The sequence below is a fragment of the Pseudomonas sp. TE21435 genome (genome assembly GCF_056279265.1).
Genome location: NZ_JBWBQZ010000001.1, coordinates 4,013,899 through 4,039,036 on the forward strand (window position 1 = coordinate 4,013,899; position 25,138 = coordinate 4,039,036).

Here is a 25,138-nt window from a genome sequence, read left to right on the forward strand (position 1 = left end):
ATGCGTAAACCGCTGATCGCCGCCACCCTCGGCATGCTGCTGCTCGCCGACCTGGCCCAGGCACACACCCTGGTGGCCACCAGCAACATCATCGTCCGCGCCTTTGGCCGGTCGATCGACTTCACCTCCGACACCACCACCTCGATTCGCGACTCGAAAGTGGTGCGTGAAGCCCACGACGACGCCGCCAGCTTCGTCGCCAGCAATGGCGACATCCGCGGCGCGCAGCTCGAAGCCGCCTTCGACACCTTGCGCGCCCGTGTGCCCGAAGCCCGCGACGCCAGCGACCAGGTGCTGGCCGAAGCCATCCTCGCCCTGTGAAGCGCATGCGTGCCTGGCTGCTGGGCTGCGCCCTGACGCTGCTTGGCACGCCCGCCCTGGCCGATCTGCAGCTGGTGCTGCAGACCGACGGCCTCGACCCTTCGCAACGGCAGGCCAGCCAGGTGCTGCTCGACGAAGCCATGGCCAAGCTGCCACCGCGCTTCAAGCAGCAACTCGACCGGCAGATCCTGGTCAGCTGGACCACACGCATGCCCGAGGATGCCTATGGCCAGGCCTCGCCGGTCGCCAGCCTGGATCTAAACCGACGCCTGCTACCGGGTCTCGTGGATGGCAGCGCCGCCCGCGAGAAGACCAACCGCCCCCATGGCACCGTCCGCGAAGAACTGCTGGCCACCGTGCTCCACGAGCTGACCCACATCTATGACCGCGCCCGCCTATGGCCGGAGGCTGAGCGCCAGCTGATCAGCCGCTGCAAGCGCCAGCAGGGCGCGCTTGGCAAAGTCGGCCTGCCGCAGGACTGTCGCGGCCAGGCCGAACGCCGCTTCACCTTGAGCGACGACCCGCGCCTGCTGGACCTGGCCGGCTGGCCGCAGTACGTCGGCCGGCGCGGCGAGCGCGAGCAGCACAACGGCCAGCTGGTGCGCAGCCCGGACCCCTACGAGCTGAGCAGCCCGAAGGAATTCGTCGCGGTCAACATGGAGTACTTCCTCCTCGATCCCAGCTACGGCTGCCGCCGGCCGGCACTGAACCAGTACCTGCGCGACCACTTTGCCTGGGCGCCGCAACAAGATGTCTGCGCCAAGGGACTGCCGTTCCTCAACGCCGGCAACGACTTTGCCCGCCAACCCTTGGGCGAGATCGACCCGGAACGGGTCTATGAGGTCGACTACCTGCTGGCAGAAGCCAACCAAAACTGGGTCAGCCGCTGGGGCCACAGCATGCTGCGCCTGGTGATCTGCGCCCCGGGCCGCCCACGCGGGCCGGCCTGTCGCCTGGACCTCGACCAGAGCCTGGTGCTGTCATACCGCGCCTTCGTCAATGATGTGCAGCTGTCCAGTTGGGACGGCCTGGTCGGCGCCTACCCGTCGCGGCTGTTCGTGCTGCCGCTGGGGCAGGTGATCGACGAGTACACCAAGACCGAGCTGCGCAGCCTGGCCTCGGTGCCGCTCAAGCTCAGTCGCGCCGAGATCGAGAACCTTGTGCGCCAGGCCGCCGAGATGCACTGGAGCTACGACGGCAACTACTACTTCCTGTCCAACAACTGCGCGGTGGAGTCGCTCAAGCTGCTGCGCAGCGGCACCGGCAATCCACGCCTGAATGACCTGGACAGCATCATGCCCAACGGCCTGCTCGAGGTCATGAAGGGCAGGGGGCTGGCCAATACCAGCGTGCTCGACGATCCACGCGAAGCCCTGCGCCTGGGCTATCGCTTCGACTCTTACCGCGACCGCTACCAGGCGATGTTCGAGGTGTTGCGCAAGCAGCTGCCAATCAAACAGACGACGGTGGAAGACTGGTTGGCGCTGGACGCCGAGCAGCGCCGCCAGTGGTTCGACCGCGCCGACCTGCGCACCAGCGCGGCCTTGCTGCTGCTCGAACAGGCCGGGCTGCGGCGCCAGCTGCTGCTGGCCCAGGATGAGGTCAAGCAACGCTACCTGAACGGGCGGGCACTCAAGGACGGCAGTTTCGACAAGGCCAACGAGACCTTGCAGGCGATGCTGGCCAACAGCGGCTTCCTCAGCCGCCCGGCGGAGCTGCTCGGGGCAGGGGGCTACGGCCTGCCGCAGCCGGAAGAGCGCAAGCAACTGGAACAGGTGAGCAGCGAGCGCCAGGCGCAGCTGCTGCGCCTGAGCACCGACCTCGACCAGCAGGTCAGGGCGCTGCTGGGGCCCGAGCGGGGCCGGGAAATCAAGGCGGTCGAGGCCAATATCAAGCAGGTGGGCGAGCACCTGCGGGCGTTGCACAAGGCGGCCGGGGGGTTGCAGCTGCCCTAGTACATGGCAGGTCAGCCTCTATCGCCGGCAAGCCGGCTCCCACAGGGATCGCATAACCCTGTGGGAGCCGGCTTGCCGGCGATAGGGCCAGAAGAGGCAGCACAATGCCCTACAGGTTTTCCTCGTCTTCCTCCGGCAACCCCTGATCCACCCGCAACCATGGCAACCGGCTCCCCACCCAGATATGCCGATTGGCCGGCACCCGCTCCGGGTGATCCAGCGTCGCCACGGTCACATCGATCGAATCCGGGCTATGGGCCGTCACCAGCGCCACGTGCGCCCCGCAACTGCCACAGAAATAACGGCTACAGGTTTCCGGCGCCATGTAGCGCTGCGGTGAGCCCGCCAACCACTGGAAAGCCTCGAAGGGCAGGGTGACCCAGGTCACCAGAGTGCCCCCGCTGACCCGCCGGCAGATCGAACAATGGCAATGGGCGACATCGCCCAGGGCGCCCGACAAGCGATAACGCAGGGCACCGCAATGGCACCCGCCTTCCACGACATCCACCATCGAAATGACCTCCCGTCGCCTTGCACCGGGCGAAAGCTGGCTGAAAGCTTGCCCACATAGGATAGCGCCACCACCGGCAGCAGACCGGTCAGCCAGGGCACCCGGAAACTTCCGCGCCCGGCCCAATCAACAACAACAATGGTGATTCTGATGTTTTCCTGTGCCCGCCTTTTCGCAGTCCCCCTCCGCCTGCTCCTCGCGCAGCGCCTGACGCGCTGATCCGCCCGAATCGTCCTTCCTTTCGCCGCGCCACGCCTGGAGTACCGCCATGCTGACCTTCCTCGGCTTCGCCATGGTCATCACCTTCATGTACCTGATCATGACCAAGCGCCTGTCGGCCTTGATCGCGCTGATCCTGGTACCGATCCTGTTCGCCCTGTTCGGCGGCTTCTACAGCGACATCGGCCCGATGATGCTGCAGGGCATCAGCAAGCTCGCGCCCACTGGCGTGATGCTGATGTTCGCCATTCTCTACTTCGCTTTGATGATCGACTCCGGCCTGTTCGACCCAGCCGTGCGCAAGATCCTCAAGCTGGTCAAGGGCGACCCGCTGAAAGTTTCGGTCGGCACCGCGGTGCTGGCCCTGGTGGTGTCCCTGGACGGTGACGGCGCCACCACCTACATGATCTGCTGCGCCGCCATGCTGCCGATGTACAGCCGCCTGGGGATGAGCCCGCGGATCATGGCCGGCCTGATCATCCTCGCTGGCGGGGTGATGAACATGACCCCATGGGGCGGCCCTACCGCGCGCGCCGCCAGCGCCCTGCACGTGGACCCTTCTGACATCTTCGTGCCGATGATCCCGGCCATGGCCTTCGGTGTACTGGCGATCCTCGCCATCGCCTACTGGTACGGCCTGCGCGAACGTGCCCGCCTCGGTGAACTGCACCTGCCGACCGACGACATCGACCACAGCGAAATCAGCGTGTCGCAGTTCCCGGAAGCCCGCCGGCCCAAGCTGCTGTGGTTCAACGGCGCCCTGACCGCCGCGCTGATGGTCGCGCTGATCGCCGGCGTGCTGCCCCTGCCGGTGCTGTTCATGATCGCCTTCAGCATCGCCATGATCGTCAACTACCCGTGCCTGCAGCAGCAGAAGGACCGCATCGCCGCCCACGCCTCCAGCGTGCTGGCCGTGAGCGGGTTGATCTTCGCCGCTGGCATCTTCACCGGCATCCTGTCGGGGACCGGCATGGTCGATGCCATGTCCAAGAGCCTGCTGGCGGTGATCCCGGAAGCGTTCGGCCCCTACATGGCGGTGATCACCGCACTGGTCAGCATGCCGTTCACCTTCTTCATGTCCAACGACGCCTTCTACTACGGCGTGCTGCCGGTGCTGTCGGAGTTCGCCAGCCACTACGGCGTCACCCCGGTGGAAATGGCCCGCGCGTCGATCGTCGGGCAGCCGGTACACCTGCTCAGCCCACTGGTACCCTCCACCTACCTGCTGGTGGCCCTGGCCGGCATCGAGTTCGGCGACCACCAACGCTTCACCCTCAAGTGGGCAGTGCTGGTGTGCCTGTGCATAATGTTCGGCGCACTGGCACTGGGGACTTTCCCGCTGTTCAGCAGTCTGTAAGACAAGCGCCTCATCCAACCGCAAAGCGCCCGCCATCAGGGCGCTTTGCCTTTACCGCTCGAAGGAATACACATGGAATGGCTGACCAGCCCGGAAATCTGGGTTGCCTTTTTCACCCTCACCGCGCTTGAGATCGTGCTCGGGATCGACAACATCATCATGATCTCGATCCTGGTCAGCCGCATGCCCAAGCACATGCAACCGCGCACACGGATCTTCGGCCTGGCCCTGGCCATGGTCACGCGGATCATGCTGCTGCTGTCGATCACCTGGGTCATGCGCCTGACCGACGACCTCTTCCATGTGCTGGGCGAGGGTATCTCCGGGCGCGACCTGATCCTGTTCTTCGGCGGCCTGTTCCTCTTGTGGAAAAGCTCCCAGGAGATCTACCACGGCCTGGAAGGCGAGGACGAGAGCGCGGACGAGCCGAAAGGCTCGGGCGGCAAGTTCTTCTACACCATCATCCAGATCGCCATCATCGACATCGTGTTCTCGCTGGACTCGGTGATCACCGCGGTGGGCATGGTCTCCCACGTGCCGGTGATGATCGCCGCGATCATCGTCGCCGTGCTGGTGATGATGCTCTGCGCCGGCACCATCAGCGATTTCATCGACAAGCATCCGTCGCTGAAGATGCTCGCACTTTCGTTCCTGATCGTCGTCGGTACGGTGTTGATCGCCGAGTCCTTCGATGTGCATGTGCCCAAGGGCTATGTCTACTTCGCCATGGCTTTCTCGCTGGCGGTGGAGGCGATCAACATCCGCATGCGCACGGCGATGGCACGCAAGAAGGGCAAGGAACACGATCCAGTGAAACTGCGCAAGGACATCCCGGGTCAATAAACCCAGGAAGCGCGGTAGCAAAAGGGCCCTTCGGGGCCTTTTTTGTTGCCGACGATGAGGCCAGAGCATGTTTCAAATACGTTTCACCCATGCCAAGCTGGCGCCAGCCACGCAAAACAACTAAAGCTTCAGTGAGCACTGGAAAAAACAGCCCACCCCCGGGCCAGGCTCGCCGCTGCACCCATTGGCCCCGCCCAGGGGCATAGAAGAAAAGGGGGCCCGACCATGCTGACCCTGCTCAATCTGCTCTCCGCCGTGGCGTTGCTGGTGTGGGGCACCCATATCGTGCGTACCGGCATCCTGCGGGTCTATGGCTCGAACCTGCGCCGCGTGCTCGGCCAGAACATGAACAAGCGCCCGCTGGCCTTCATCGCCGGGATCCTGGTCACCGCCATGGTGCAGAGCAGCAACGCCACCGCCATGCTGGTCACCTCGTTCGTCGGCCAGGGCCTGATGGCCATGACCCCGGCCCTGGCGATCATGCTCGGCGCCGACGTCGGGACCGCGCTGATGGCGCGGGTGCTGACCTTCGACCTGTCCTGGCTGTCGCCGCTGCTGATCTTCCTCGGGGTGATCTTCTTCCTCTCGCGCAAGCAGACCCGCGCCGGCCAGCTGGGCCGCGTCGGTATCGGCCTGGGCCTGATCATCCTGGCGCTGCAGCTGATCGTCCACGCCGCCGCGCCGATCACCCACGCCCAAGGGGTGAAGGTGCTGTTCGCCTCGCTCACCGGCGATATCCTACTCGATGCCCTGATCGGCGCGCTGTTCGCCATGATCTCCTACTCCAGCCTAGCCGCCGTGCTGCTCACCGCCACCCTGGCGGGCGCCGAGGTAATCAGCCTGCCGGTGGCCATCGGCCTGGTGATCGGCGCCAACATCGGCAGCGGCCTGCTCGCCTTCCTTACCACCAGCCTGCAGAACAGCGCCGGGCGCCGGGTGGCGCTGGGCAGCCTGTTGTACAAGGTGATCGGCCTGCTGCTGATCATCCCGGTGCTGCACCCGCTGGTGGCCTGGATGGACAGCCTGAGTTTCAGCCCGCAGGAGCTGGTGATCGGCTTCCACCTGCTCTACAACACCTTGCGCTGCCTGCTGATGCTGCCGACGGTCAAACCCATGGGCCGCCTGTGCGGCTACCTGCTGCCCGAACGCGACAACGGCAATGGCCACCACCAGCCACGCCACCTGGACCCGACCGCGTTGAACACCCCCAGCCTGGCGCTGGTCAACGCCGTGCGCGAGACCCTGCGCCTGGGCGATATCGTCGACAGCCTGCTCGAGGCCATGCTCGGCGCCCTGCGCGGTACCCAAACGGCCTTGCCGCAACAGGTTCGGGCCCTCGGGGAGGATGCCGAGGCACTTTACAACGCCATCAAGCTGTACCTGGCGCAGATGCCCCGTGAAGACCTCGCCGAACAGGAAAACCGGCGCTGGGCAGAGATCATCGAGGTGGCGATCAACCTCAAGCTGGCCAGCGACCTGATCGAGCGCATGCTGCGCAAGGTGCAGCAGCAGAAGACCTCGCAGCGCCGGGAGTTTTCCCAGGTCGGCCTGGAGGAGTTGACCGGCCTGCAGGAGCAATTGCTGGCCAACCTGCGCCTGGGCCTGTCGGTGTTCCTCAGCGCCGACCCGCAGAGCGCGCACCAGTTGCTGCGCGAGAAACGTCGCTTCCGCGCCCAGGAGCGGCGCCTGGCCCACGCCCATGTCAGCCGCCTGCAACGTAAAGTGGTGCAGAGTATCGAGACCAGTTCGCTACACTTGGAGCTCATTGCCGACATGAAGCGTTTGAACTCTTTGTTCTGCAGCAGTGCCTATGTGGTACTGGGCGGCACCGATACCGGCGGGCTGATGCTCGACAGCGTGCCGGACGAAGCCCGCCAGCCTTGAGCCACGACACCCCGGAGACCGAAGCTCGCCTATGCGTTGCCTGTTGTTCGTTTGCCTGCTGATCTGCAGCCTGCCCACGCTCGCCCTCGACCGCTCGCGGGTCGAGGGCTACCTGCTGCCCAACGGCCTGCAGGTAATCCTCAAGTCCGGCTACGAGCGTGATCATGTGTCGATCCGCCTGGTAGTGGGCGTGGGCCTGGACGACTTCGACTGTGACCAGCGCGAGCTGCCACACCTGCTCGAGCACCTGCTGTTCAGCGGTATCGACGAGACGGGCGAGGGCGGCCTGGAGGAGCGTATCCAGGCCCTGGGCGGGGAGTGGAACGCCTTCACCAGCAGCGCCGACACCACCTTCGTCATCGAAGCCCCGGCGCGCAACCAGCGCAAGGTGCTCGACCTGCTGCTGGCGGTGGTCCGCGATACCCAAATCGACGCCAAGGCGCTGGCCACCGCGAAAAAGATCATCGAGCGCGAGGACGGTGGCCATTACGGCCGCCTGCAGCGCTGGCTGGACCGCCAGGACATCGGCCACCCAGCCAGTGACCAGCTGGCTACCGAGATGGGCCTGAAATGCCCGGAACGCTCCAACCTCGACGACATGACACTGGAGCAGGTCCAGCAGTTGCGCGAGCACTGGTATGTGGCCAACAACATGTCGCTGATCGTCGTCGGCGGCCTCGACCGCCTGCTGCCGGCCTATCTGGAACGCACCTTCGGCGAGCTGCCGGCGACCGAGCCCGAAGAACGCCGCAACCTCGAAAGTATCAGCCAGCAGGCCGAGCCGCGTCGCGACCTGACCCGCGGCTGGCTGGGCGACAACGTCAAGCTGCACTGGCTGTTCATCGAGCCGACCCTGGAGGAGGGGCACGACCAGACCCTCGAGCTGCTGTCGCGCTACCTGGACTGGGCGCTGTACGACCAGTTGCGCCTGCGCCACGGGCTGTCATACGGGCCATCGGCGCAACGCGAGAGCTTTGGCGACAGCGGGCTGCTCAGCCTGAATGCCGACCTCGAGCGCCAGGACCTCGACAAGGCACTCAAGGTACTCGAGCAGTTGTTCGACCACCTGCGCAAGCATGGCCTGGACCCGGACACCTTCGCCCGCATCAAGGAGGCAGCGATTGCCCGGGAGAGCTGGACCACCCAGGGCAACGCGGCGCTCGCCGACTACTACTGGGGGGCGCTCAACGCCTACGAGGACGGGCGCTTCACCGACCCGGTGCGAGAACTTCGCCAGGTCAGCCTGAAACAGGCCGATGCGGCGCTGCGCGAGCTGCTCAAGGAGCCTGGTTACCTGCGTATCGAGAAGCCGTTGCTGGGCTATGACGAGTTGTATGGGCTGGTGGCGTTGTTGTTGGGGCTGATACTGGCGGTCGGGTTGATCCGTCGCCGTCGGCCACACACCAAGCCCAGCGGTGCTACACGGGCGCCTTGATTCGGCGGTATCCTGTAAGCCGTTCGCTAGCGCTCATCGCGGGGCAAGCCCGCTCCCACGCCGACTCTTGCGTGGGAGCGGGCTTGCCCCGCGATGAAGCTGGCACAGCCATCCACCGCTCCCTGTTGCTTGCCCCATGCCCCCAATCCCCAGCTTCATCCTGCGCATCATCGAGCTGCTCAAGCGCTACCCCGGCATCATTGCGCTCTACGGCTTCGTCTCGGGGATCGGCAGCTTCATCCTGGTCGACCGCCAGGCCGGCCTGGCCAGATGGATCGCCATTGCGATGCTGGTCAGCTGGGTCTGGCTGATGCTGGAGAACACCCTCACCGAACTGTTCGCCCGCACCTTCAAGCGCGAGATCCCACAACCGCTGCTGCGCTTCGCGACGCAGATGATTCACCAGGAAAGCCTGTTCTTCGTCCTGCCGTTCTTCTTCATCACCACCACTTGGAACAGCGGCCAGCTGGTGTTCACCGGCCTGCTCGGTGCCGCGGGGCTGATCTCGATCATCGACCCGCTGTATCACAAGTGGCTGGTGCCGCGGCGCTGGCTGTTCCTGGCGCTGCATACCCTGACGCTGTTCGCGGCCATGCTCACGGCGCTGCCGATCATCCTTCACCTGACCACCGCGCAGAGCTTCAAGCTTGCGCTGATCGCCGCCATGGCGCTGTCGTTCCCGAGCCTGGCCAGCAGCTTCCCGATCAACAACTGGCGCCGTGGCGTAGCGCTGGTGCTGGTGACCCTGGCGGTGGGCGGCGGCGGCTGGCTGCTGCGCTCCTGGGTGCCGCCGGCCACGCTGTGGATGACCGACGTGGCGATCAGCACCGAGGTGCTCAACCGCCAGCCAGGCGCGTCGCTGGAGGAAGTAGCAGCCAGCCGCATCCGCAGTGGCGGGCTGTATGCCTACACCGCCATCAACGCGCCGCGCGGGCTGAACGAGCGCATCTACCATGTGTGGCAGCTCGACGGCAAAGAGGTCGACCGCATCGCCCTGGACATCCACGGCGGGCGCAAGGAGGGCTACCGCGCCTGGACCCACAAGCAGAACTTCCCACCGAATCCCGTGGGCAAGTGGCAGGTGAGGGTGCTGACCGAGGACGGGCAGGTGATCGGGGTGTTGCGGTTCAGGGTGGTCGACTCCTGACAAGATCGCCGGGCAAGTCGCATCGGCGCACCGCCGCTCCCACGCCATGATTCTGGTGGGAGCGGGCTTGCCCCGTGATGGGCTATGATCTGAGTCGCCGATTCACCAGTCAGATGCATGGAGCCTATGACCGCCCCGAGCGCTACCCTGGACACCCAGCAGCAGCCCACCCGCCTGCGCATCGTCGGCGACTGGACCCTGGCCCACTACGCCGAGCTCAAGCGCGAATGCGAGCGCCTGGGCAGCCAGTACGGCGATGACACCCAGGTCGACCTCAGCCAGCTGGGCCGCCTGGACACCGCCGGTGCCTCGCTGCTGGCCGAACTGCTGGGCTCCGAACGCCTGTCGCGCTGCAGCGACGAACTCCCCGACGCCAGCCGGGCCTTGCTGAAGAACGTCTATTGCTCGGTGCAGGACTACTGCATCCCGGTCAAGGAACCGGAGCAGCCAGTGCTGCTGCTCCTGCTGGCGCGCATCGGCCGCGCCGTCGACCAGCTGTGGCAGGACACCACCCAGGTGCTGGGTTTCATCGGCCTGATCCTGCAGACCTTGTTCCTGCGCCTGTTCCAGCCGCATCGCTGGCGGGTCACCCCGGTGGTTGCGCACCTCGAGCAGACCGGCCTGGACGCCGCGCCCATCGTCGCCTTGCTGACCTTTCTGGTTGGCGCCGTTGTGGCCTTCCTTGGCGCCACGGTGCTGGCCGACTTCGGCGCAACGATCTTCACGGTCGACCTGGTGGCATTCTCCTTCCTGCGCGAGTTCGCCGTGCTACTGACCGCCATCCTCATGGCCGGGCGCACCGCCAGCGCGTTCACCGCGCAGATCGGCTCGATGAAGGCCAACGAAGAGATCGACGCCATCCGCACCCTGGGCCTGAACCCCATCGAGCTGCTGGTTGTGCCCCGGGTGCTTGCACTGTTGATCGCATTGCCATTGCTCACCTTCGTCGCGATGCTCTGCGGCATGATCGGTGGCGCGGTGGTCTGCGCCCTGACCCTGGACATCTCGCCTGCCATGTTCCTCTCGCTGCTGCAGAGCGACATCGGCGTGCAGCATTTCCTCGTGGGCATGGCAAAGGCGCCGTTCTTCGCTTTCCTGATCGGCGCCATCGGCTGCCTGGAAGGCTTCAAGGTCAGCGGTAGCGCCGAGTCGGTGGGTGCCCACACCACCTCAGCCGTGGTGCAATCGATCTTCGTGGTCATCGTGCTGGACGCGGTGGCCGCGCTGTTCTTCATGGAGATGGGCTGGTGACTGAAGCGGTGATCGAAGCCCGGGGCCTGTGCAACCGCTTCGGCAGCCAGAGCGTGCACGAGAACCTCGACCTGGACCTGTACCGCGGTGAGATCCTCGCCGTGGTCGGCGGTTCGGGCAGCGGCAAGTCGGTGCTGCTGCGCAGCATCGTCGGCCTGCGCCGGCCCAATGAAGGCACGGTCAAGGTGTTCGGCCAGGACCTGGCCACGCTCGACGAAAACCAGCGCTCGCTGGTCGAACGCCGCTTCGGCGTACTGTTCCAGAAGGGCGCGCTGTTTTCATCGCTGACCGTTACCGAGAACGTCGCCCTGCCGCTGATCGAGCATGCCGGGCTGTCGCGGGCCGACGCAGAGCACCTGGCCGGGGTCAAGCTGGCGTTGGCCGGGCTACCGATCAGCGCCGCCGACAAGTACCCGGCCTCGCTGTCCGGCGGCATGATCAAGCGCGCCGCCCTGGCCCGCGCCCTGGCCCTGGACCCGGACATCCTGTTCCTCGACGAGCCCACCGCCGGCCTCGACCCGATCGGCGCCGCCGCTTTCGACCAGTTGATCCTCACCCTGCGCGACGCCCTGGGCTTGTCGGTGTTCCTCATCACCCACGACCTGGACACGCTCTACACCATTACCGACCGGGTGGCGGTGCTGTCGCAGAAGAAGGTGCTGGTAGCCGGGCCCCTGGCCGAGGTCGAGCAGACCGTTGATCCCTGGATTCACGAATACTTTCACGGCCCGCGTGGCCGGGCGGCCGAAGACGCCGCCCTGCGCGCCCGCCAGGAGCGCTGAACGATGGAAACCCGAGCTCATCATGTCCTGATCGGCCTGGTCACCGTGCTGGTGGTGGCGGGCGCCATGCTGTTCGGCCTGTGGCTGACCAAGTCCAGTGTCGACGACGCATTCAAGGACTACGAAGTGGTGTTCAACGAGGCGGTCTCGGGCCTGTCCCGCGGCAGCCCGGTGCAGTACAACGGCATCAAGGTCGGTGATGTCAGCAGCCTGCGCCTGGACCCAAAGGACCCGCGCCGGGTCCTGGCTCGCGTGCGCCTCAGCGGCGACACGCCGGTCAAGGAGGACACCCAGGCCAAACTGACCCTGGCGGGGGTGACCGGCAACTCGTTCATCCAGCTCAGCGGCGGCACGCCGCAAAGCCCGGAACTCAAGGGCAAGGACGGCAAGCTGCCGGTGATCGTCGCCTCGCCATCGCCAATCTCGCGCCTGCTCAACGACAGCAGCGACCTGGTGACCAACATCAACCTGCTGCTGCACAACGCCAACCAGATGTTCTCCTCGAGCAACATCGAGCGCCTCAGCAATACCTTGGCCAACCTCGAGCAGACCACCGGCGCCTTCGCCAACCAGAAGGGCGGGATTTCCGAGGCCATCGAACAGCTGGCTCAGGTCGGCAAGCAGGCCAATGCCACCCTGGCCGAGACCCAGGCCCTGATGCGCAACGCCAATGGCCTGCTCGGCACCCAGGGCAAGCAGGCCATCGGCAGCGCCGAGCAGGCCATGCAGTCGCTGGCCGAAAGCACGGCGACCATCAACAGCCTGCTGCAGGACAACCGCCAGTCCCTGGACGACGGCGCCCAGGGCCTGAACCAGATCGCCCCGGCAATCCGCGAACTGCGCGAGACCCTCAACTCACTCAAGGGCATCTCCCGGCGCCTGGAAGCCGACCCCAGCGGCTACCTGCTGGGCCGCGACAACAACAAGGAGTTCCAGCCATGAAGCTGTCGCTGCGCCTGGCCGCACTCGTTTCCACCCTGAGCCTGGCTACGGCCTGCTCGATCCTGCCGCAGTCCGAGCCTGTGGATATCTATCGCCTGCCGGTGAGCCAGACCGCCCGCAGTGCCGCGCCGCTGGACTGGTCGCTGCGCCTGAACAAGCCACTGGCCAGCGAAGCCCTGGCCGGGCCGCGTATCGCGGTCATTCCCCAGGGGGATGTGATCAGCAGCTACAAGGGCGCCCGCTGGAGCGATCCGACGCCGATGCTGGTGCGCAATCGCCTGCTCGACGGCTTCCAGCGCGATGGCCGAGTGCAGCGCCTGAGTGCCGACGACAGCAACCTGCAGGCGGACTACGAGCTGGGTGGCGAACTGCAAGCGTTCCAGAGCGAGTACCGCCCGGGCGGGGCAGTGGAGGTGGTGATCCGCTACGATGCACGGCTGGTACAGGGCCGCAGCCAGCGCATTCTCGCCAGTAAACGCTTCGAGGTACGCCAGCCGCTAGGCAGCCAGCAAGTGCCGGCAGTGGTCGCCGGCTTCGGTACGGCCAGCGACCAGCTGGCGCGCCAGGTGATCGACTGGACTGTCAGCCAGGCTCAGGCGAAGAACCAGTAGCAGACGAAGATCGCCGCGATCACCCCGGACAACTCGGCCAGCAGCGCGCAACCCACCGCGTGGCGCACGCGCTGGATACCCACCGCGCCAAAGTACACCGCCAGCACGTAGAAGGTGGTTTCGGTGCTGCCCTGGACGGTCGCCGCCACCAGCGCCGGGAAGCTGTCCACGCCCTGAGTCTGCATGGTCTCGATCAGCATCGCCCGCGCCGCACTGCCGGAGAACGGCTTGACCAGCGCCGTGGGCAGGCCCTCGACGAAGCGCGTATCCAGGCCCATCCAGGTCACCGCGTGGCGAATGCCGTCCAGGGCCAGCTCCAGGGCGCCCGAAGCGCGCAGCACGCCCACGGCCACCAGCATCGCCACCAGGTAGGGCAACAGCCCCTTGGCCACGTCGAAACCCTCCTTGGCACCCTCGACAAAAGCCTCGTACACCTGCACCCGGCGCAACGCGCCGATCACCAGGAACAGGATGATCACGCCGAACAGCGTCAGGTTGCCCAGGATCGAGGACAGGCTGGCCAGCGCGGCCGCTGACAACGTGCCAAGGAAGGCCATGAAGCCACCCAGCAACAGCGCGCCGGGGATCAGGTAGGCAAGCACCACCGGGTCCCACAGGCGCAGGCGTTGCATCACCGCCACCGACAGCAGGCCGACCAGGGTCGAGCAACTGGTGGCCAGCAGGATCGGCAGGAACACCATGGTCGGGTCAGGCGCGCCTTGCTGGGCGCGGTACATGAAGATGGTCACCGGCAGCAGGGTCAGTGACGAGGCATTGAGTACCAGGAACAGGATCTGCGCGTTGCTCGCCGTGGTGCTGCTGGGGTTGAGCTCCTGCAGCGAACGCATGGCTTTCAGGCCGATGGGCGTGGCGGCGTTGTCCAAGCCCAGGCCGTTGGCGGCGAAGTTCATGGTGATCAGGCCCAAGGCAGGGTGACCCGGCGGCACCTCCGGCATCAGCCGGGCGAACAGCGGCCCGAGGACCTTGGCCAGCCATTCGACGATACCGGCCTTCTCGGCGATCTTGAGAAAACCCAGCCACAGGGTCAGGGTGCCGAACAGCAGGACCATCACCTCTACCGAGAGCTTGGCCATGGCGAAGATGCTCTCGACCATCGCGGCGAAGATGCCGGCATTGCCGCCCACCAGCCATTGGCCCAGGGCGCTGATGGCCGCAATCAGGAAAAAGCCGAGCCAGAGGCCGTTGAGCATCCGTGTGTTCCCCCGTGAAAAATGCCCGAATGATAGCGCAATCAACGTACGCGCTGTTGGGGGCGCTTCGCACCCCATCGCCGGCAAGCCGGCTCCCATAGGGATTTGCGATACCCGTGTGGGAGCCGGCTTGCCGGCGATGGGGCCAGTGTGGGTAACACGGCCGCGGTCAACTTTCAGACAGCAAAAAGCCCCGACAAGTCGGGGCTCTTCGTTCAGCTCAGCGGCTTACTGGTTGACGGTCTTGCCCGCCACCACGGCCTCTTTCTTGCCTTTTTCCAGCACCAGCGACTTGTAGTACGCCTCGCCTTTCTCGGCGTCGTACATACCCTGCCACTTGGCGATGACCACTGCGGCCAGGGCGTTGCCGACCACGTTCAGCGCGGTACGGGCCATGTCCATGATGCGGTCGACACCGGCGATGAAGGCCAGGCCTTCCAGCGGGATGCCCACGCTGCCCAGGGTGGCCAGCAGCACCACGAATGATACGCCCGGCACGCCGGCGATACCCTTGGAGGTGACCATCAGGGTCAGCACCAGCAGCAGCTGCTGGCTCCAGGACAGGTCGATGCCGTACAGCTGGGCGATGAAGATCGCCGCAATGCTCTGGTACAGGGTCGAACCGTCGAGGTTGAACGAGTAGCCGGTCGGGACCACGAACGAGCAGATCGACTTCGGCGCACCGTACTTCTCCATCTTCTCGATCACGCGCGGCAGCACGGTCTCGGAGCTGGAGGTGGAGTAGGCGAGGATCAGCTCATCTTTCATGATGCGCATGATCTTGATCACCGAGAAGCCGAACAGGCGAGCTACCAGGCCCAGCACCATGAAGGCGAAGAAGGCGATGGCGAAGTACACCAGCAGCACCAGCTTGGCCAGCGGCAGCAGCGAGCTGAAGCCGAAGTTGGCGACAGTCACGGCGATCAGGGCGAACACACCGATCGGCGCGTAGTTCATGATCATGTGGGTGACCTTGAACATGGTCTCCGACACGCCCTGGAAGGTACGCACCAGCGGCTCGCGCAGGTCGGCGTTCAGGCTCGACAAGCCCATGCCGAACATCACCGAGAAGAAGATGATCGGCAGCATCTCGCCACGCATCAACGCCGCGAAGATATTCGACGGGATCAGGTTGAGCAGGGTCTCGATGAACGCGTGCTCATGCTGCACCTCGGCCGCGGTGGCCTGGTACTTGGAGATGTCGACGGTGCCCAGGGTGCTCATGTCGATGCCGGCGCCTGGGTGGAACACGTTGGCCAGGACCAGGCCGACGACGATGGCGATGGTGGTCACCACCTCGAAGTAGATGATGGTCTTCAGGCCGATACTGCCCAGTTTCTTCGCGTCGCCTACCCCGGCGATGCCCACGATCAGCGACGAAATCACGATCGGGACGACGATCATCTTGATCAGGCGAATGAAGATATCGCCGGCCGGCTGGAGGACGTTGCTGATCCACCATGCCTTTTCTGCACTGAAATGATTCAGTAGCGCGCCGACTGCAACGCCCAGCAACAGACCGATGACGATCTGCCAGGCGAGGCTCAGTTTTGCCTTCTTCATGTCATTACCCTTTGTTGTAGTGGTCACGGGCACCTGACGGAAAGTCGCGTTCCAGAGCGCTTTAAAGCTTCTGGGCGGCTGCATGTTCCGTTCCGGGCCCCTCTGTAAGGACACCGCGAGCGAGTATTTCTGGCGCTCGGGCCAAGGAAAAAGGCGGCAACTATTGCGACGTGGGCAGGGGCAGTCTAATGCCGGAAACGACTACCCCATACCGAATCGGCATGAGACCAGAAGCCGAAATCGAGCATCGCCAAAGCCTTGATTTTCAACGTTCGGATTTCCGAACAAGGCCAATGCGCCATTTTTCGGCAGATTTGCAGGTATGGAAGAAGGGGGTTTGATGGCGTGTTCGACAATCCGAATGGCTGAAATGCCACACAGGCTGACCTGTCGGACAACTAAAAAAATTTCGATATACGGTAGCGACAAAATGTGTCTGAAGTAAAAAGTCGCTCGTATGGATAGATAAATTCCTGCAGGCGCTTCGGAAGCCAGATCGATCACGTCCTCAGCTCGACCCGATCGACCTGCAACTTCCGATGCCACCCTCTCCTGACCCGGCCCATGATGGAGGCACTCCCTGTACCCCTAGGCCACTCCGACCCTGCAACAGTCAGAACGGCCCGGCCCCCTGGTCATGCGCTGCCCCTCCTCGGGGCGGCGCATCATAGAAGCCTGAAAGATAAAAAGGTTCAGCTTCTATAGCGTTACAGTGCGCGACCGCTGGTCAGTACCAGTTCGGGTCACGCTTGAGCTGCTCCTGCAGCAAAGCTTTCATGCCTTCGTCCGGCTTGCCCAACCAGCGGTAGTCCGCATGGCGGGTCGGCGACTTGTCCGCAGGCAGGCCCTCTGGCACTTCCACAAGCATGCCGTAGGCTTCGTCCTTGTCCCAGCTGAAGGCCACGACCAGGCGCTTGTAGGTGCAATTGCCCTCGGATTCGCAGAGCGGGCCAACCAGATACTGGTCGCCGTCCTCGGTCACCGCCGACATCTGCTGCGCCGAGCTGCCGCTGAGGTTGATCACCCATTCGGGCAAGCGCTCTTCTTTCTTTATCGTGTTCTGCCAGGTCTTCTGGTATTCAGGGTCCGAGCCAAGCAACTGGTTGACCCGGACCTGGCCGTCATTAGCGGCCAGCGCCGACGCACCACTGCCTAGCAGCAGTGCGACGGCCAAGGCTTTCGGGAGCATCCTGCTCATGGTCGTCAACCTCTACCGCGGCCGAAGAAGAAGGAGGCTACGAACAGCACCAGGAAGACGATGAACAGGATCTTCGCGATACCAGTCGCAGCACCGGCGATACCACCAAAGCCCAGGACTGCGGCAATAATGGCGATGATCAGGAAGGTGATAGCCCAACTCAGCATGATGTTTCTCCTTTTCTTGTACGAAATCGGTCAGAAGTATCAGAACACCCAACGTTCCTGAGGCTCGACGCGGTCGAGAACGGCAGGGGCAGTATCGGCGCTGGGCAGTGGCTGGGTGGCCTTGACCAAGGTGCTGGCGTGGGGCGTTGCCCGCAGCTGCGTCAACAGCGCAGTCTGCGCCGCCACTTGCTCGGCCAGCCGGGCGGTCTGCCAGCTGTGATGGAACAGGCCGACCGCCAGGGTCAGCAACAGGGCCATGCCGAGGAACAGCAGCTGCTGCAGGGGTACTACAGCGCTCTGCGTGCGGTTGACGTTGGGGCGATTCATGCCGGCTCCTCCTGCAGTACTTGTTATCCGTTCTTGGGAAGATCAGTGCAGCCTGCATGCCAGCCGTAAAACTCTAAAAAAACCTCTTTAAATCAAATAGTTATTGAATACGCACATAACCGGGAAGGACGTATCCTGCACGATGCCCCTGCAAGGGCTCGTGCGATTTGCACGATCAGCCCTCTACCTTGGTGGCGATCTTCAATAGATCGGCGTCTACCCCGCGCACCCCGACGATCTGCCTCGCGACGTCCACGGCAATGGCCTTCTGCTCGCTGCTGACCACCTCGCCCGATAACCTGACCAACCCCTCTTCACTGGCTACCTTGATGTTCAGCCCGTCCAGGTTACGGCTGAAGCGGTAGCTGGCCTGGATCTTGTCGACGATCCAGCTGTCGCTGGGCTGCGGACCGGTTGGGGCATCGACAGGTTTTTCCCTGGCCTTGGCCAGGGCCGTGCTGTCCAGGCTGACCAGATTGTTGACCAGGTGCACCCCATCGGTGGTACGCGCCAGAACCCCGGCAAGGTCCTTGGCCTCGGGGCTGTCCACCTTGCCGCGCAGGGTCACCACGCCTTCACGGCTTTCCACCTCGATAGGGGCCTTTTCGGTAATCCGGCTCCACAGCAGCCGTGCGCGCACCACCGCACCGAGGGTGGCGTCCTCCAGGCGCTGGGCGTAGGCACGCAGTTCCAAGGGCTTGTCCACCAGCCCCGGGTCGATCCGCAACTGGTTGTCCACCTGTTCGATCCCGCGTGTGGCCAGGGCCACCTGTTCGGCCAGCATGCGTTCCACCGGGTTTTCCACTTCGCCCGAAAGCCGAGCCCGCCGGCCATCGACTTCTACCTTTATAGGGAAGGCATTGAGCATGGTGTTAAGGGACAGGGCCGTCTGCAGGGCACCTTCAAGTCGCGCTTCCTGCACCGGGTCGGCCTGGGCCTGGCCGACGATCGACAACACACAAGCCGCCAGAACGGCCATTCGAGGGTAAACGGACATCACAGGACCTCCTTTCGCATCACTCAACCCAGGACTCTCGCAACCCACATGCCAACTATTTACCCACAATCAACTTCAGATTTATCAGCTACTTAGCCATCATGAAGGCATGCGGCTAGCATGCATGGAACAGAATCAATCAGAATCGACCATGCAACTTGCCCGATTTTTCCGACACTAATTGAGATCAATCCCAAAGGAGCGCAGGAAATGGAATCAGCCCAGGACAACCAAGGCCGCATTCTGCTGGTGGACGACGAGTCCGCCATCCTGCGTACCTTCCGTTATTGCCTCGAGGACGAGGGCTATAGCGTGGCGACCGCCAACAGCGCCGCCCAGGCTGAGACCCTGCTGCAGCGCCAGGTGTTCGACCTGTGTTTCCTCGACCTGCGCCTGGGCGAGGACAACGGCCTGGACGTATTGGCGCAAATGCGCATCCAGGCGCCATGGATGCGGGTGGTCATCGTCACCGCCCACTCGGCCATCGATACCGCGGTGGACGCGATCCAGGCCGGCGCCGCCGATTATCTGGTCAAGCCTTGCAGCCCCGACCAATTGCGCCTGGCCACGGCCAAGCAGCTGGAAGTGCGCCAACTGTCAGCGCGCCTGGAGGCACTCGAAGGGGAAGTACGCAAGCCCAAGGACGGCCTGGACTCTCACAGCCCGGCGATGATGGCGGTACTGGAAACGGCCCGCCAGGTGGCGACCACCGATGCCAACATTCTCATCCTCGGTGAGTCCGGTACCGGCAAGGGCGAGCTGGCCCGTGCCATCCATGGCTGGAGCAAGCGCGCACGCAAGGCCTGCGTGACCATCAACTGCCCGTCGCTGAATGCCGAGCTCATGGAAAGCGAGTTGTTCGGCCATACCCGTGGCGCCTTTACCGGTGCCAGCGAAAGTACCCTGGGGCGGGTCAGCCAGGCAGATGGCGGCACCCTGTTCCTTGACGAAATCGGTGATTTTCCCCTCACCTTGCAACCAAAATTGCTGCGTTTCATCCAGGACAAGGAGTACGAGCGGGTCGGTGACCCGGTCACGCGACGGGCAGATGTGCGGATCCTCGCGGCCACCAACCTCAACCTCGACGAGATGGTGCGCGAGAACCGTTTCCGCGAAGACTTGTTGTACCGGTTGAACGTGATCACCTTGCACCTGCCCCCCCTTCGCGAGCGCAGTGAAGACATCCTGACCCTGGCCGACCGTTTCCTGGCGCGCTTCGTCAAGGAGTACTCGCGCCCGGCCCGTGGCTTCAGCGACGAAGCACGCGCCGCCCTGCTCAACTACCGCTGGCCGGGCAACATCCGCGAACTGCGCAACGTGGTCGAGCGCGCCAGCATCATCTGCCCACAGGAACGTGTGGAGATCAGCCACCTGGGCATGGCTGAGCAACCCGTCGGCAATGCGCCGCGGGTCGGTGCGGCGCTGAGCCTGGACGAGCTGGAACGCGCCCATATCGGCGCGGTACTGGCCACCAGCGACACCCTTGACCAGGCCGCCAAGACCTTGGGCATCGACGCCTCCACGCTGTACCGCAAGCGCAAGCAGTACAACCTATGAAATGGCCGATGAAGCTGCGCACGCGGCTGTTCCTGAGCATCTCGGCGCTGGTCACCGTGGCCTTGCTGGGCTTGCTGCTGGGGTTGTTCAGTGTGCTGCAGATGGCAGCGCTGCAGCAGCGCGTGGTGCAGGACACCACCCAGACCCTGGAGCTGGCCCTGAAGCTGCGCCAGAACCTGGGCGAGCAGCTCAACCTCATCCTCGACGAAGACACCGCCCCAAGCACCCTCGTCACCCTGCAGGATCAGTTCCAGACACTGCTCAAGCAGGGGCTGGAACAAGGCGGCGAGCGTACCGGTTTCAGCAAGGCCGCCAGCAACTACCAGGCGTTCGTCCAGGCCTATCGGCAGAGTCCGGCGCCCGCTCGCAGCATGGGTGTGGACCAGCCCCTCGGCGCCGCCTTCAACCAGGTGCGCACCGACCTGCTCGACTCGCACCGCCAGGCCCTGGAGCACATCACCCGCAGCGAGGAGGCATCGCGCGACCACGCCTTGCTCATCAGTGGCCTGCTCGGCCTGATGGGCCTCGTCGTGCTGGTCCTCGGCTTCATCACCGCGCACAACATCGCGCGCCGCTTTGGCCAGCCGATCGAGGCGCTGGCCAAGGCCGCCGACCAGGTCGGCCAGGGCAACTTCGACGTCACACTGCCGGTAACCCAGGCCACCGAGCTCAACCTGCTGACCCGCCGCTTCGGCCTGATGGCCGACGCCCTGCGCAAGCACCAGGCCACCAATGTCGATGAGCTGCAGGCTGGCCAGCAGCGCCTGCAGGCGGTACTGGACAGCATCGACGACGGCCTGCTGATCATCGACCGCCAAGGGCGCCTGGAACACCTCAACCCGGTGGCCCAGCGCCAGCTCGGCTGGGACCCGAGCCGCCTGGGTGTAGGCCTGGCCGAAGCCCTGCAGCGCCCCGAACTGGAACAGCAGCTGCGCCAGGTGCTGCGCGGTGGCAGCCTGGACCGCCTGCCGGAAGACCTGAGCCTGGAGGTGGAGGAAGAAAGCCGCTTGCTGACCTACAGCCTGACCCCGGTCAGCCATCCCCAGGGGCCAATTCTCGGGGCCGTGATGGTGCTGCACGACGTCACCGAGCAGCGCGCCTTCGAACGGGTTCGCAGCGAGTTCGTGCTGCGTGCCTCCCACGAGTTGCGCACACCGGTGACCGGCATGCACATGGCCTTCGGCCTGCTGCGCGAACGCATCAGCTTTCCGCCCGAAGCGCGGGAGAACGACCTGCTCGAAACCATTGCCGAGGAAATGCAGCGCCTCACCCAATTGATCAACGACCTGCTCAACTTCTCCCGCTATCAAAGCGGCTTGCAGAAGCTGGAACTGGCCCCCTGTTCATTGGAGGAACTGTTCGAGCGCGCCCAGGCGCGTTTCGTCGAACAAGCCTCGGGCAAACAGATCGAGATCATCCGCGAGCTGGAGCCACCGCTTCCACGTATTCAGGCCGATGTCGCCCAACTCGACCGAGTGCTGGACAACCTGCTGCACAACGCCATTCGCCACACCGGCAGCGGCGGGCGTATCCGCCTGCATGCACGGCGGCATGCCGAGCGGGTGATCATCAGCGTCGAGGATAGCGGCGAGGGTATCGCCTATGGTCAGCAGGGGCGGATCTTCGAGCCGTTCGTGCAGGTCGGGCGCAAGAAGGGCGGGGCAGGGTTGGGCCTGGCGCTGTGCAAGGAGATCGTCCAGCTGCATGGCGGGCGGATGGGCGTGTTCTCACGGCCGGGGCAGGGGACGCAGTTCTACATGGCACTGCCGGTTTGACGTGGCCCCCTTCAGGGTGCGCCAACCTCAAGGCTCATCATCGATCCTCCGCCCAGCCACGCGCCGTCCGCGGGTAATCAACTCGGCAAACTGGCGGGCATTCAGGGGATGGGCGAACAGCCACCCTTGCCCGTAGTTGACCCCCTCGCTGTTGAGCAGCACCGCCTGGTCCTCGCACTCGATGCCTTCGGCGATCACCCGCAGGTGCAGGTCGTGGGCCATGCGGATGATATGCGGCGCCACGCCGCTGCTGGCGGCGTCATGGCCCAAGGCATCAATGAACGACTTGTCGATCTTCAGGCAGTCCACCGGCAGAGTCTGCAGGTAGGCGAGGCTGCAATAGCCAGTACCGAAGTCATCGATCAGCACCTGGTGCCCGACAGCGCGCAGGGCCTGCAGGTTGTCCCGCGCAACCACCACATCGATCAGCCCCCGCTCGGTCACCTCGAAGGCGATCTGGCTGGGGGCGACACGATGGTGCGCCAGCAACCGCGCCGCCACCCGGCCTATACGCGGCGCCATGACGTCGCAGGCCGCCAGGTTGACCGAGATATAGAGCTGGCGGTTGGCCCGCAGCAACTGCCCCAGCTGTTCGAGCACCCGTTGCAGGACGAAGTCGGTGATCTGTCGAATCTGGCCGGTGTTCTCTGCCAGGGGGATGAACAGCTCGGGGCTGGTCAGGCTGCCGTCCGGGCGGCGCCAGCGCACCAGGGCCTCGGCACCGACACAGCGGCGGCTGTCCAGTTCGAAGATCGGCTGGTACAGCACCTGCAGCTCGCCGCGGCGCAGCGCATGCTGCAGCTCCGAGCTCATCGAGCGGCGTTGCAGGATCAGTTGCAGCACCAGCCAGCCGATACAGCCGGCCAACACCAGGCTGCCGGGGAACAGCAACCAGAGCAGGCCATTGAGCTTCAGTGGCAGGCTCGCCCGCGGTGCGATCAGCACCAACTGGTAGTCCGGTGATTTGGTGGACATGCGATAGACCAGGCGGTCGGGCAGCTCGATCAAGGATTTGCCCTGCGCAGGTGGCCATTCGGTGGTCGGCGGCCAGGGTTGCGTCGGGCCCAGCACGGGGATGGCCCGGGTACCCCGATCCAGCACTACCAGCAGGCTGCCACCGGGCGGCAGGTCGACGACGTCGGTGAGGTGGCCACGGGAGGTGGAGACGACGAAGCGGCCACGGCCCAGCATCAGGGCCGCGAGATTCTCGTTGGGTTCAGTGGTGGTATTGAGCCAGTAGCTGTAGGTCGGCCCTTGGATATCCGGGCTGCGCAAGGGCTCGATGATCCGCTCATCGCCGCGGTTGGAGCAGGCCCGCGTACCCTCCACATAGGACGCTTCATAGATGAACCGCGACTTCAGCGCCACCTGTTGCAGTTGCGTCAGCATCAGCGCATCACAGCCGCGCAGGGGCTGCGCCTGAAGCTGGTCCACAGCCTCGCGCAACTGGCCGAACACCTGCTCCAGGCGCTCGAGGAAACGCTCGCCCTGGGCATTCATCTGCGCGCTTTCACTTTGTTTCATCTGTTGCAAGGCAACGTTGACGCTGATCGCCAGCAACAGCCCGGCACTGGCCAACGCCGCGAGCGCGGCTAAAAGCCAGGGGCGGTGGAAAAATTGACGCACCGTAGCGAAGAGGGCAAGCATGCGTGGCATCCAGTTGAATACCAAAGGTATAGCAACGGAATCAAAGCTTGGCGCAGCCGCTGGGCATGTGAATTGGCCCGCTTGCGCGCCAAGCGTCCGAAAAGTTCGGGTCAGCGCTTGCGGTTAAGCACCTGCAACATCGCGGCGGTCTGTGCATCCGGCGTGCCATCGAACAGCCGCGGGCGGAAACGCATCTGGAAGGCCGCGATCACATGCCGGGTGGCCACGTCCAGTTCACCGGTCTGGTCGATGGCATAGCCAAAGCGCGACAGTTGCTGCTGGTACCAGCTGATGCTTGGCGGGTTGACCTCGAAAAAGGCCTGTTGCCGCGCCACCGCAGCGCTATCCGGCCAGACACCCAGGCCGGCCTCGGCCAGACGCTTCCAGGGGAACAGCGGGCCCGGATCGAGCTTGCGCAGCGGGGCGATGTCGCTATGGCCGATGATGTGGCGCGGGTCGATATTGTTGCGCTTGACGATATCCTTGAGCAGGGCGATCAGCGCTTGCACCTGGGCTTCGCTGTAAGGGTGCCAGACACGCCCGGTCGGCGTGTCCGTGTAGCCCTCGTTGACGATCTCGATGCCGATGGAGCTGGAATTGAGCCAGGTGCGCCCCTGCCACTGGCTATCCCCTGCGTGCCAGGCGCGGCGGTTCTCGTCTACCAGTTGATAGACAGTGGCCGGGCCGTCGCCGATAAGGTAATGGCTGCTGACCTCGCCGTGGGTCAGCAGGGCGAGGGAGCGCTCCAGCGACGCGTTGGTGTAGTGCACGACGACGAACTGGATGCGGCTGTCCTGATTGGCCGAGGGGTGGCTGCGGTCGATACGCAGGCCACTGGAACAGCCTGCCAGGACCAGCAGGAGCAAGGCAGTGATGAGTGTTTTCATTGCAGGGAGCACGCCATGATGAGCCGACAACAGCGCTACAGTATAACGTGCTCCAAGCCTTGCGCCTCAGCGAACGCACATCAACTGAAACGCCATCGAGTTATCGCCGGAAGGTCCCTTGAGGTCCACCAACTGCGTAGCGACCCTCACCATCTCCACTGAAGGCTTGCCGATCACTTTGCCCTGCCCGTGTAAAAGCCGCTCATAAGTCCCGACATCTATGGGCGACATGCTGCAGAACGCCGGATCGCTTTGGGTGATTTTTGAGTCAAGAAGCAGGGTGTATTCAGTCATGTAGTCCTTCTGCACGACCCGTTTGACCTCAGTGATCCATGTGGGCGACTGATTCAAAATCGTGCCTTTGTGACTGATGTGTGCGGTAAACAGTACCTGCTCGGCAAACGCCAGGTTGTGAAACGCCAGCGTCATCAAGGACGCCATCAACAAACGAGAGATTTTCATGATCAGTACTTCGCAAGACGGAAATGAATAGGAGGTTTCTGGCTGAAGTTCCAGCCTTCCGTCACGCAGTTTCATTCAGGGCAACGCCC

24 protein-coding genes are annotated in these 25,138 nt (G+C 64.3%); 13 read left to right on the forward strand and 11 right to left on the reverse strand.

What is annotated here, in order from left to right; all coding sequences use genetic code 11:
* Window positions 1-321, forward strand: coding sequence for a DUF2388 domain-containing protein (locus ACZ9C1_RS18180; RefSeq protein WP_011531558.1), 321 nt, complete (start codon window positions 1-3; stop codon window positions 319-321).
* The gene (locus tag ACZ9C1_RS18185) at window positions 318-2,276 is read left to right on the forward strand and encodes a DUF7844 domain-containing protein (RefSeq protein ID WP_139674576.1); all 1,959 of its coding nucleotides are present in this window, start codon (window positions 318-320) and stop codon (window positions 2,274-2,276) included. Before ACZ9C1_RS18180 ends, ACZ9C1_RS18185 begins: the two co-directional genes overlap by 4 nt.
* 109 nt (window positions 2,277-2,385) lie before the next feature.
* Here the strand turns inward: ACZ9C1_RS18185 and ACZ9C1_RS18190 are convergent, their stop codons facing one another.
* Entirely contained in the window at window positions 2,386-2,787 is a 402-nt protein-coding gene (locus ACZ9C1_RS18190; protein ID WP_277502359.1) for a GFA family protein, read from the reverse strand.
* 268 nt (window positions 2,788-3,055) lie between these two features.
* On the opposite strand from ACZ9C1_RS18190, the gene ACZ9C1_RS18195 reads away from it, so the two are divergent.
* The 9 genes from ACZ9C1_RS18195 (at window position 3,056) to ACZ9C1_RS18235 (ending at window position 13,258) form a co-directional block, all read left to right on the forward strand.
* Window positions 3,056-4,363: a CitMHS family transporter gene (locus ACZ9C1_RS18195; RefSeq protein WP_046853643.1), complete on the forward strand. Its 1,308-nt coding sequence runs from the start codon at window positions 3,056-3,058 to the stop codon at window positions 4,361-4,363.
* Between the two features lie 72 nt (window positions 4,364-4,435).
* Window positions 4,436-5,206 (forward strand): TerC family protein, encoded by a 771-nt coding sequence (locus ACZ9C1_RS18200; RefSeq protein WP_102683031.1) that lies wholly within the window; start codon window positions 4,436-4,438, stop codon window positions 5,204-5,206.
* 225 nt (window positions 5,207-5,431) lie between these two features.
* Window positions 5,432-7,090, forward strand: coding sequence for a Na/Pi cotransporter family protein (locus tag ACZ9C1_RS18205; RefSeq protein ID WP_102683030.1), 1,659 nt, complete (start codon window positions 5,432-5,434; stop codon window positions 7,088-7,090).
* A gap of 31 nt (window positions 7,091-7,121) precedes the next feature.
* Window positions 7,122-8,525 (forward strand): M16 family metallopeptidase, encoded by a 1,404-nt coding sequence (locus ACZ9C1_RS18210; protein ID WP_277502361.1) that lies wholly within the window; start codon window positions 7,122-7,124, stop codon window positions 8,523-8,525.
* Between the two features lie 136 nt (window positions 8,526-8,661).
* Window positions 8,662-9,672, forward strand: coding sequence for a DUF5924 family protein (locus tag ACZ9C1_RS18215; RefSeq protein WP_102683028.1), 1,011 nt, complete (start codon window positions 8,662-8,664; stop codon window positions 9,670-9,672).
* A gap of 117 nt (window positions 9,673-9,789) precedes the next feature.
* The gene (locus ACZ9C1_RS18220) at window positions 9,790-10,923 is read left to right on the forward strand and encodes an MlaE family lipid ABC transporter permease subunit (protein ID WP_476254245.1); all 1,134 of its coding nucleotides are present in this window, start codon (window positions 9,790-9,792) and stop codon (window positions 10,921-10,923) included.
* Window positions 10,920-11,705, forward strand: a complete 786-nt coding sequence (locus ACZ9C1_RS18225) for an ABC transporter ATP-binding protein (protein ID WP_046853637.1) — start codon at window positions 10,920-10,922, stop codon at window positions 11,703-11,705. Before ACZ9C1_RS18220 ends, ACZ9C1_RS18225 begins: the two co-directional genes overlap by 4 nt.
* Window positions 11,706-11,708: 3 nt before the next feature.
* Entirely contained in the window at window positions 11,709-12,647 is a 939-nt protein-coding gene (locus ACZ9C1_RS18230) for an MlaD family protein (RefSeq protein ID WP_046853636.1), read from the forward strand.
* Window positions 12,644-13,258 (forward strand): ABC-type transport auxiliary lipoprotein family protein, encoded by a 615-nt coding sequence (locus ACZ9C1_RS18235; RefSeq protein WP_102683026.1) that lies wholly within the window; start codon window positions 12,644-12,646, stop codon window positions 13,256-13,258. Before ACZ9C1_RS18230 ends, ACZ9C1_RS18235 begins: the two co-directional genes overlap by 4 nt.
* Here ACZ9C1_RS18235 and ACZ9C1_RS18240 read toward each other — a convergent pair.
* The 7 genes from ACZ9C1_RS18240 to ACZ9C1_RS18270 all read right to left on the reverse strand — a co-directional run bounded on the left by ACZ9C1_RS18240 (window position 13,240) and on the right by ACZ9C1_RS18270 (window position 18,721).
* Window positions 13,240-14,469: a nucleoside recognition domain-containing protein gene (locus ACZ9C1_RS18240; protein WP_110696991.1), complete on the reverse strand. Its 1,230-nt coding sequence runs from the start codon at window positions 14,467-14,469 to the stop codon at window positions 13,240-13,242. The two genes, ACZ9C1_RS18235 and ACZ9C1_RS18240, sit on opposite strands and share 19 nt — an antisense overlap.
* Before the next feature lie 228 nt (window positions 14,470-14,697).
* A complete protein-coding gene (gene gltP / locus ACZ9C1_RS18245; protein WP_023629390.1) occupies window positions 14,698-16,032 on the reverse strand; it encodes a glutamate/aspartate:proton symporter GltP in 1,335 nt (444 codons plus the stop codon).
* Window positions 16,033-16,233: 201 nt separating this feature from the next.
* Complete coding sequence (locus tag ACZ9C1_RS18250; protein WP_277502363.1) at window positions 16,234-16,536, reverse strand: hypothetical protein; 303 nt, start codon at window positions 16,534-16,536, stop codon at window positions 16,234-16,236.
* A gap of 223 nt (window positions 16,537-16,759) precedes the next feature.
* Window positions 16,760-17,230, reverse strand: coding sequence for an inhibitor of vertebrate lysozyme family protein (locus tag ACZ9C1_RS18255; RefSeq protein WP_102683025.1), 471 nt, complete (start codon window positions 17,228-17,230; stop codon window positions 16,760-16,762).
* A 5-nt stretch (window positions 17,231-17,235) separates the two neighbouring features.
* A complete protein-coding gene (locus ACZ9C1_RS18260) occupies window positions 17,236-17,397 on the reverse strand; it encodes a DUF1328 domain-containing protein (protein ID WP_008092060.1) in 162 nt (53 codons plus the stop codon).
* Window positions 17,398-17,436: 39 nt separating this feature from the next.
* Entirely contained in the window at window positions 17,437-17,724 is a 288-nt protein-coding gene (locus ACZ9C1_RS18265) for a hypothetical protein (RefSeq protein ID WP_102683024.1), read from the reverse strand.
* A gap of 175 nt (window positions 17,725-17,899) precedes the next feature.
* Window positions 17,900-18,721: a BON domain-containing protein gene (locus ACZ9C1_RS18270; protein ID WP_277502364.1), complete on the reverse strand. Its 822-nt coding sequence runs from the start codon at window positions 18,719-18,721 to the stop codon at window positions 17,900-17,902.
* Window positions 18,722-18,931: 210 nt separating this feature from the next.
* Between ACZ9C1_RS18270 and algB the strand changes: the two genes are divergently transcribed.
* Both algB and ACZ9C1_RS18280 read left to right on the forward strand, forming a co-directional pair.
* Entirely contained in the window at window positions 18,932-20,278 is a 1,347-nt protein-coding gene (algB, locus tag ACZ9C1_RS18275; RefSeq protein WP_139674593.1) for a sigma-54-dependent response regulator transcription factor AlgB, read from the forward strand.
* Window positions 20,275-22,053 carry a KinB sensor domain-containing domain gene (locus ACZ9C1_RS18280; protein WP_476254246.1) on the forward strand — a complete coding sequence of 593 codons (1,779 nt, stop codon included), beginning with the start codon at window positions 20,275-20,277 and terminating at the stop codon, window positions 22,051-22,053. The genes algB and ACZ9C1_RS18280 overlap by 4 nt, the downstream gene beginning before the upstream one ends.
* 27 nt (window positions 22,054-22,080) lie before the next feature.
* On the opposite strand, the gene ACZ9C1_RS18285 is transcribed toward ACZ9C1_RS18280, so the two are convergent.
* The 3 genes from ACZ9C1_RS18285 to ACZ9C1_RS18295 form a co-directional block, all read right to left on the reverse strand.
* A complete protein-coding gene (locus ACZ9C1_RS18285; protein ID WP_102683021.1) occupies window positions 22,081-23,700 on the reverse strand; it encodes an EAL domain-containing protein in 1,620 nt (539 codons plus the stop codon).
* A 110-nt stretch (window positions 23,701-23,810) separates the two neighbouring features.
* A complete protein-coding gene (locus tag ACZ9C1_RS18290; RefSeq protein WP_198755725.1) occupies window positions 23,811-24,587 on the reverse strand; it encodes an N-acetylmuramoyl-L-alanine amidase in 777 nt (258 codons plus the stop codon).
* 66 nt (window positions 24,588-24,653) lie between these two features.
* Window positions 24,654-25,124: a hypothetical protein gene (locus ACZ9C1_RS18295; RefSeq protein WP_139674599.1), complete on the reverse strand. Its 471-nt coding sequence runs from the start codon at window positions 25,122-25,124 to the stop codon at window positions 24,654-24,656.
* Between the last annotated feature and the right edge of the window lie 14 nt (window positions 25,125-25,138).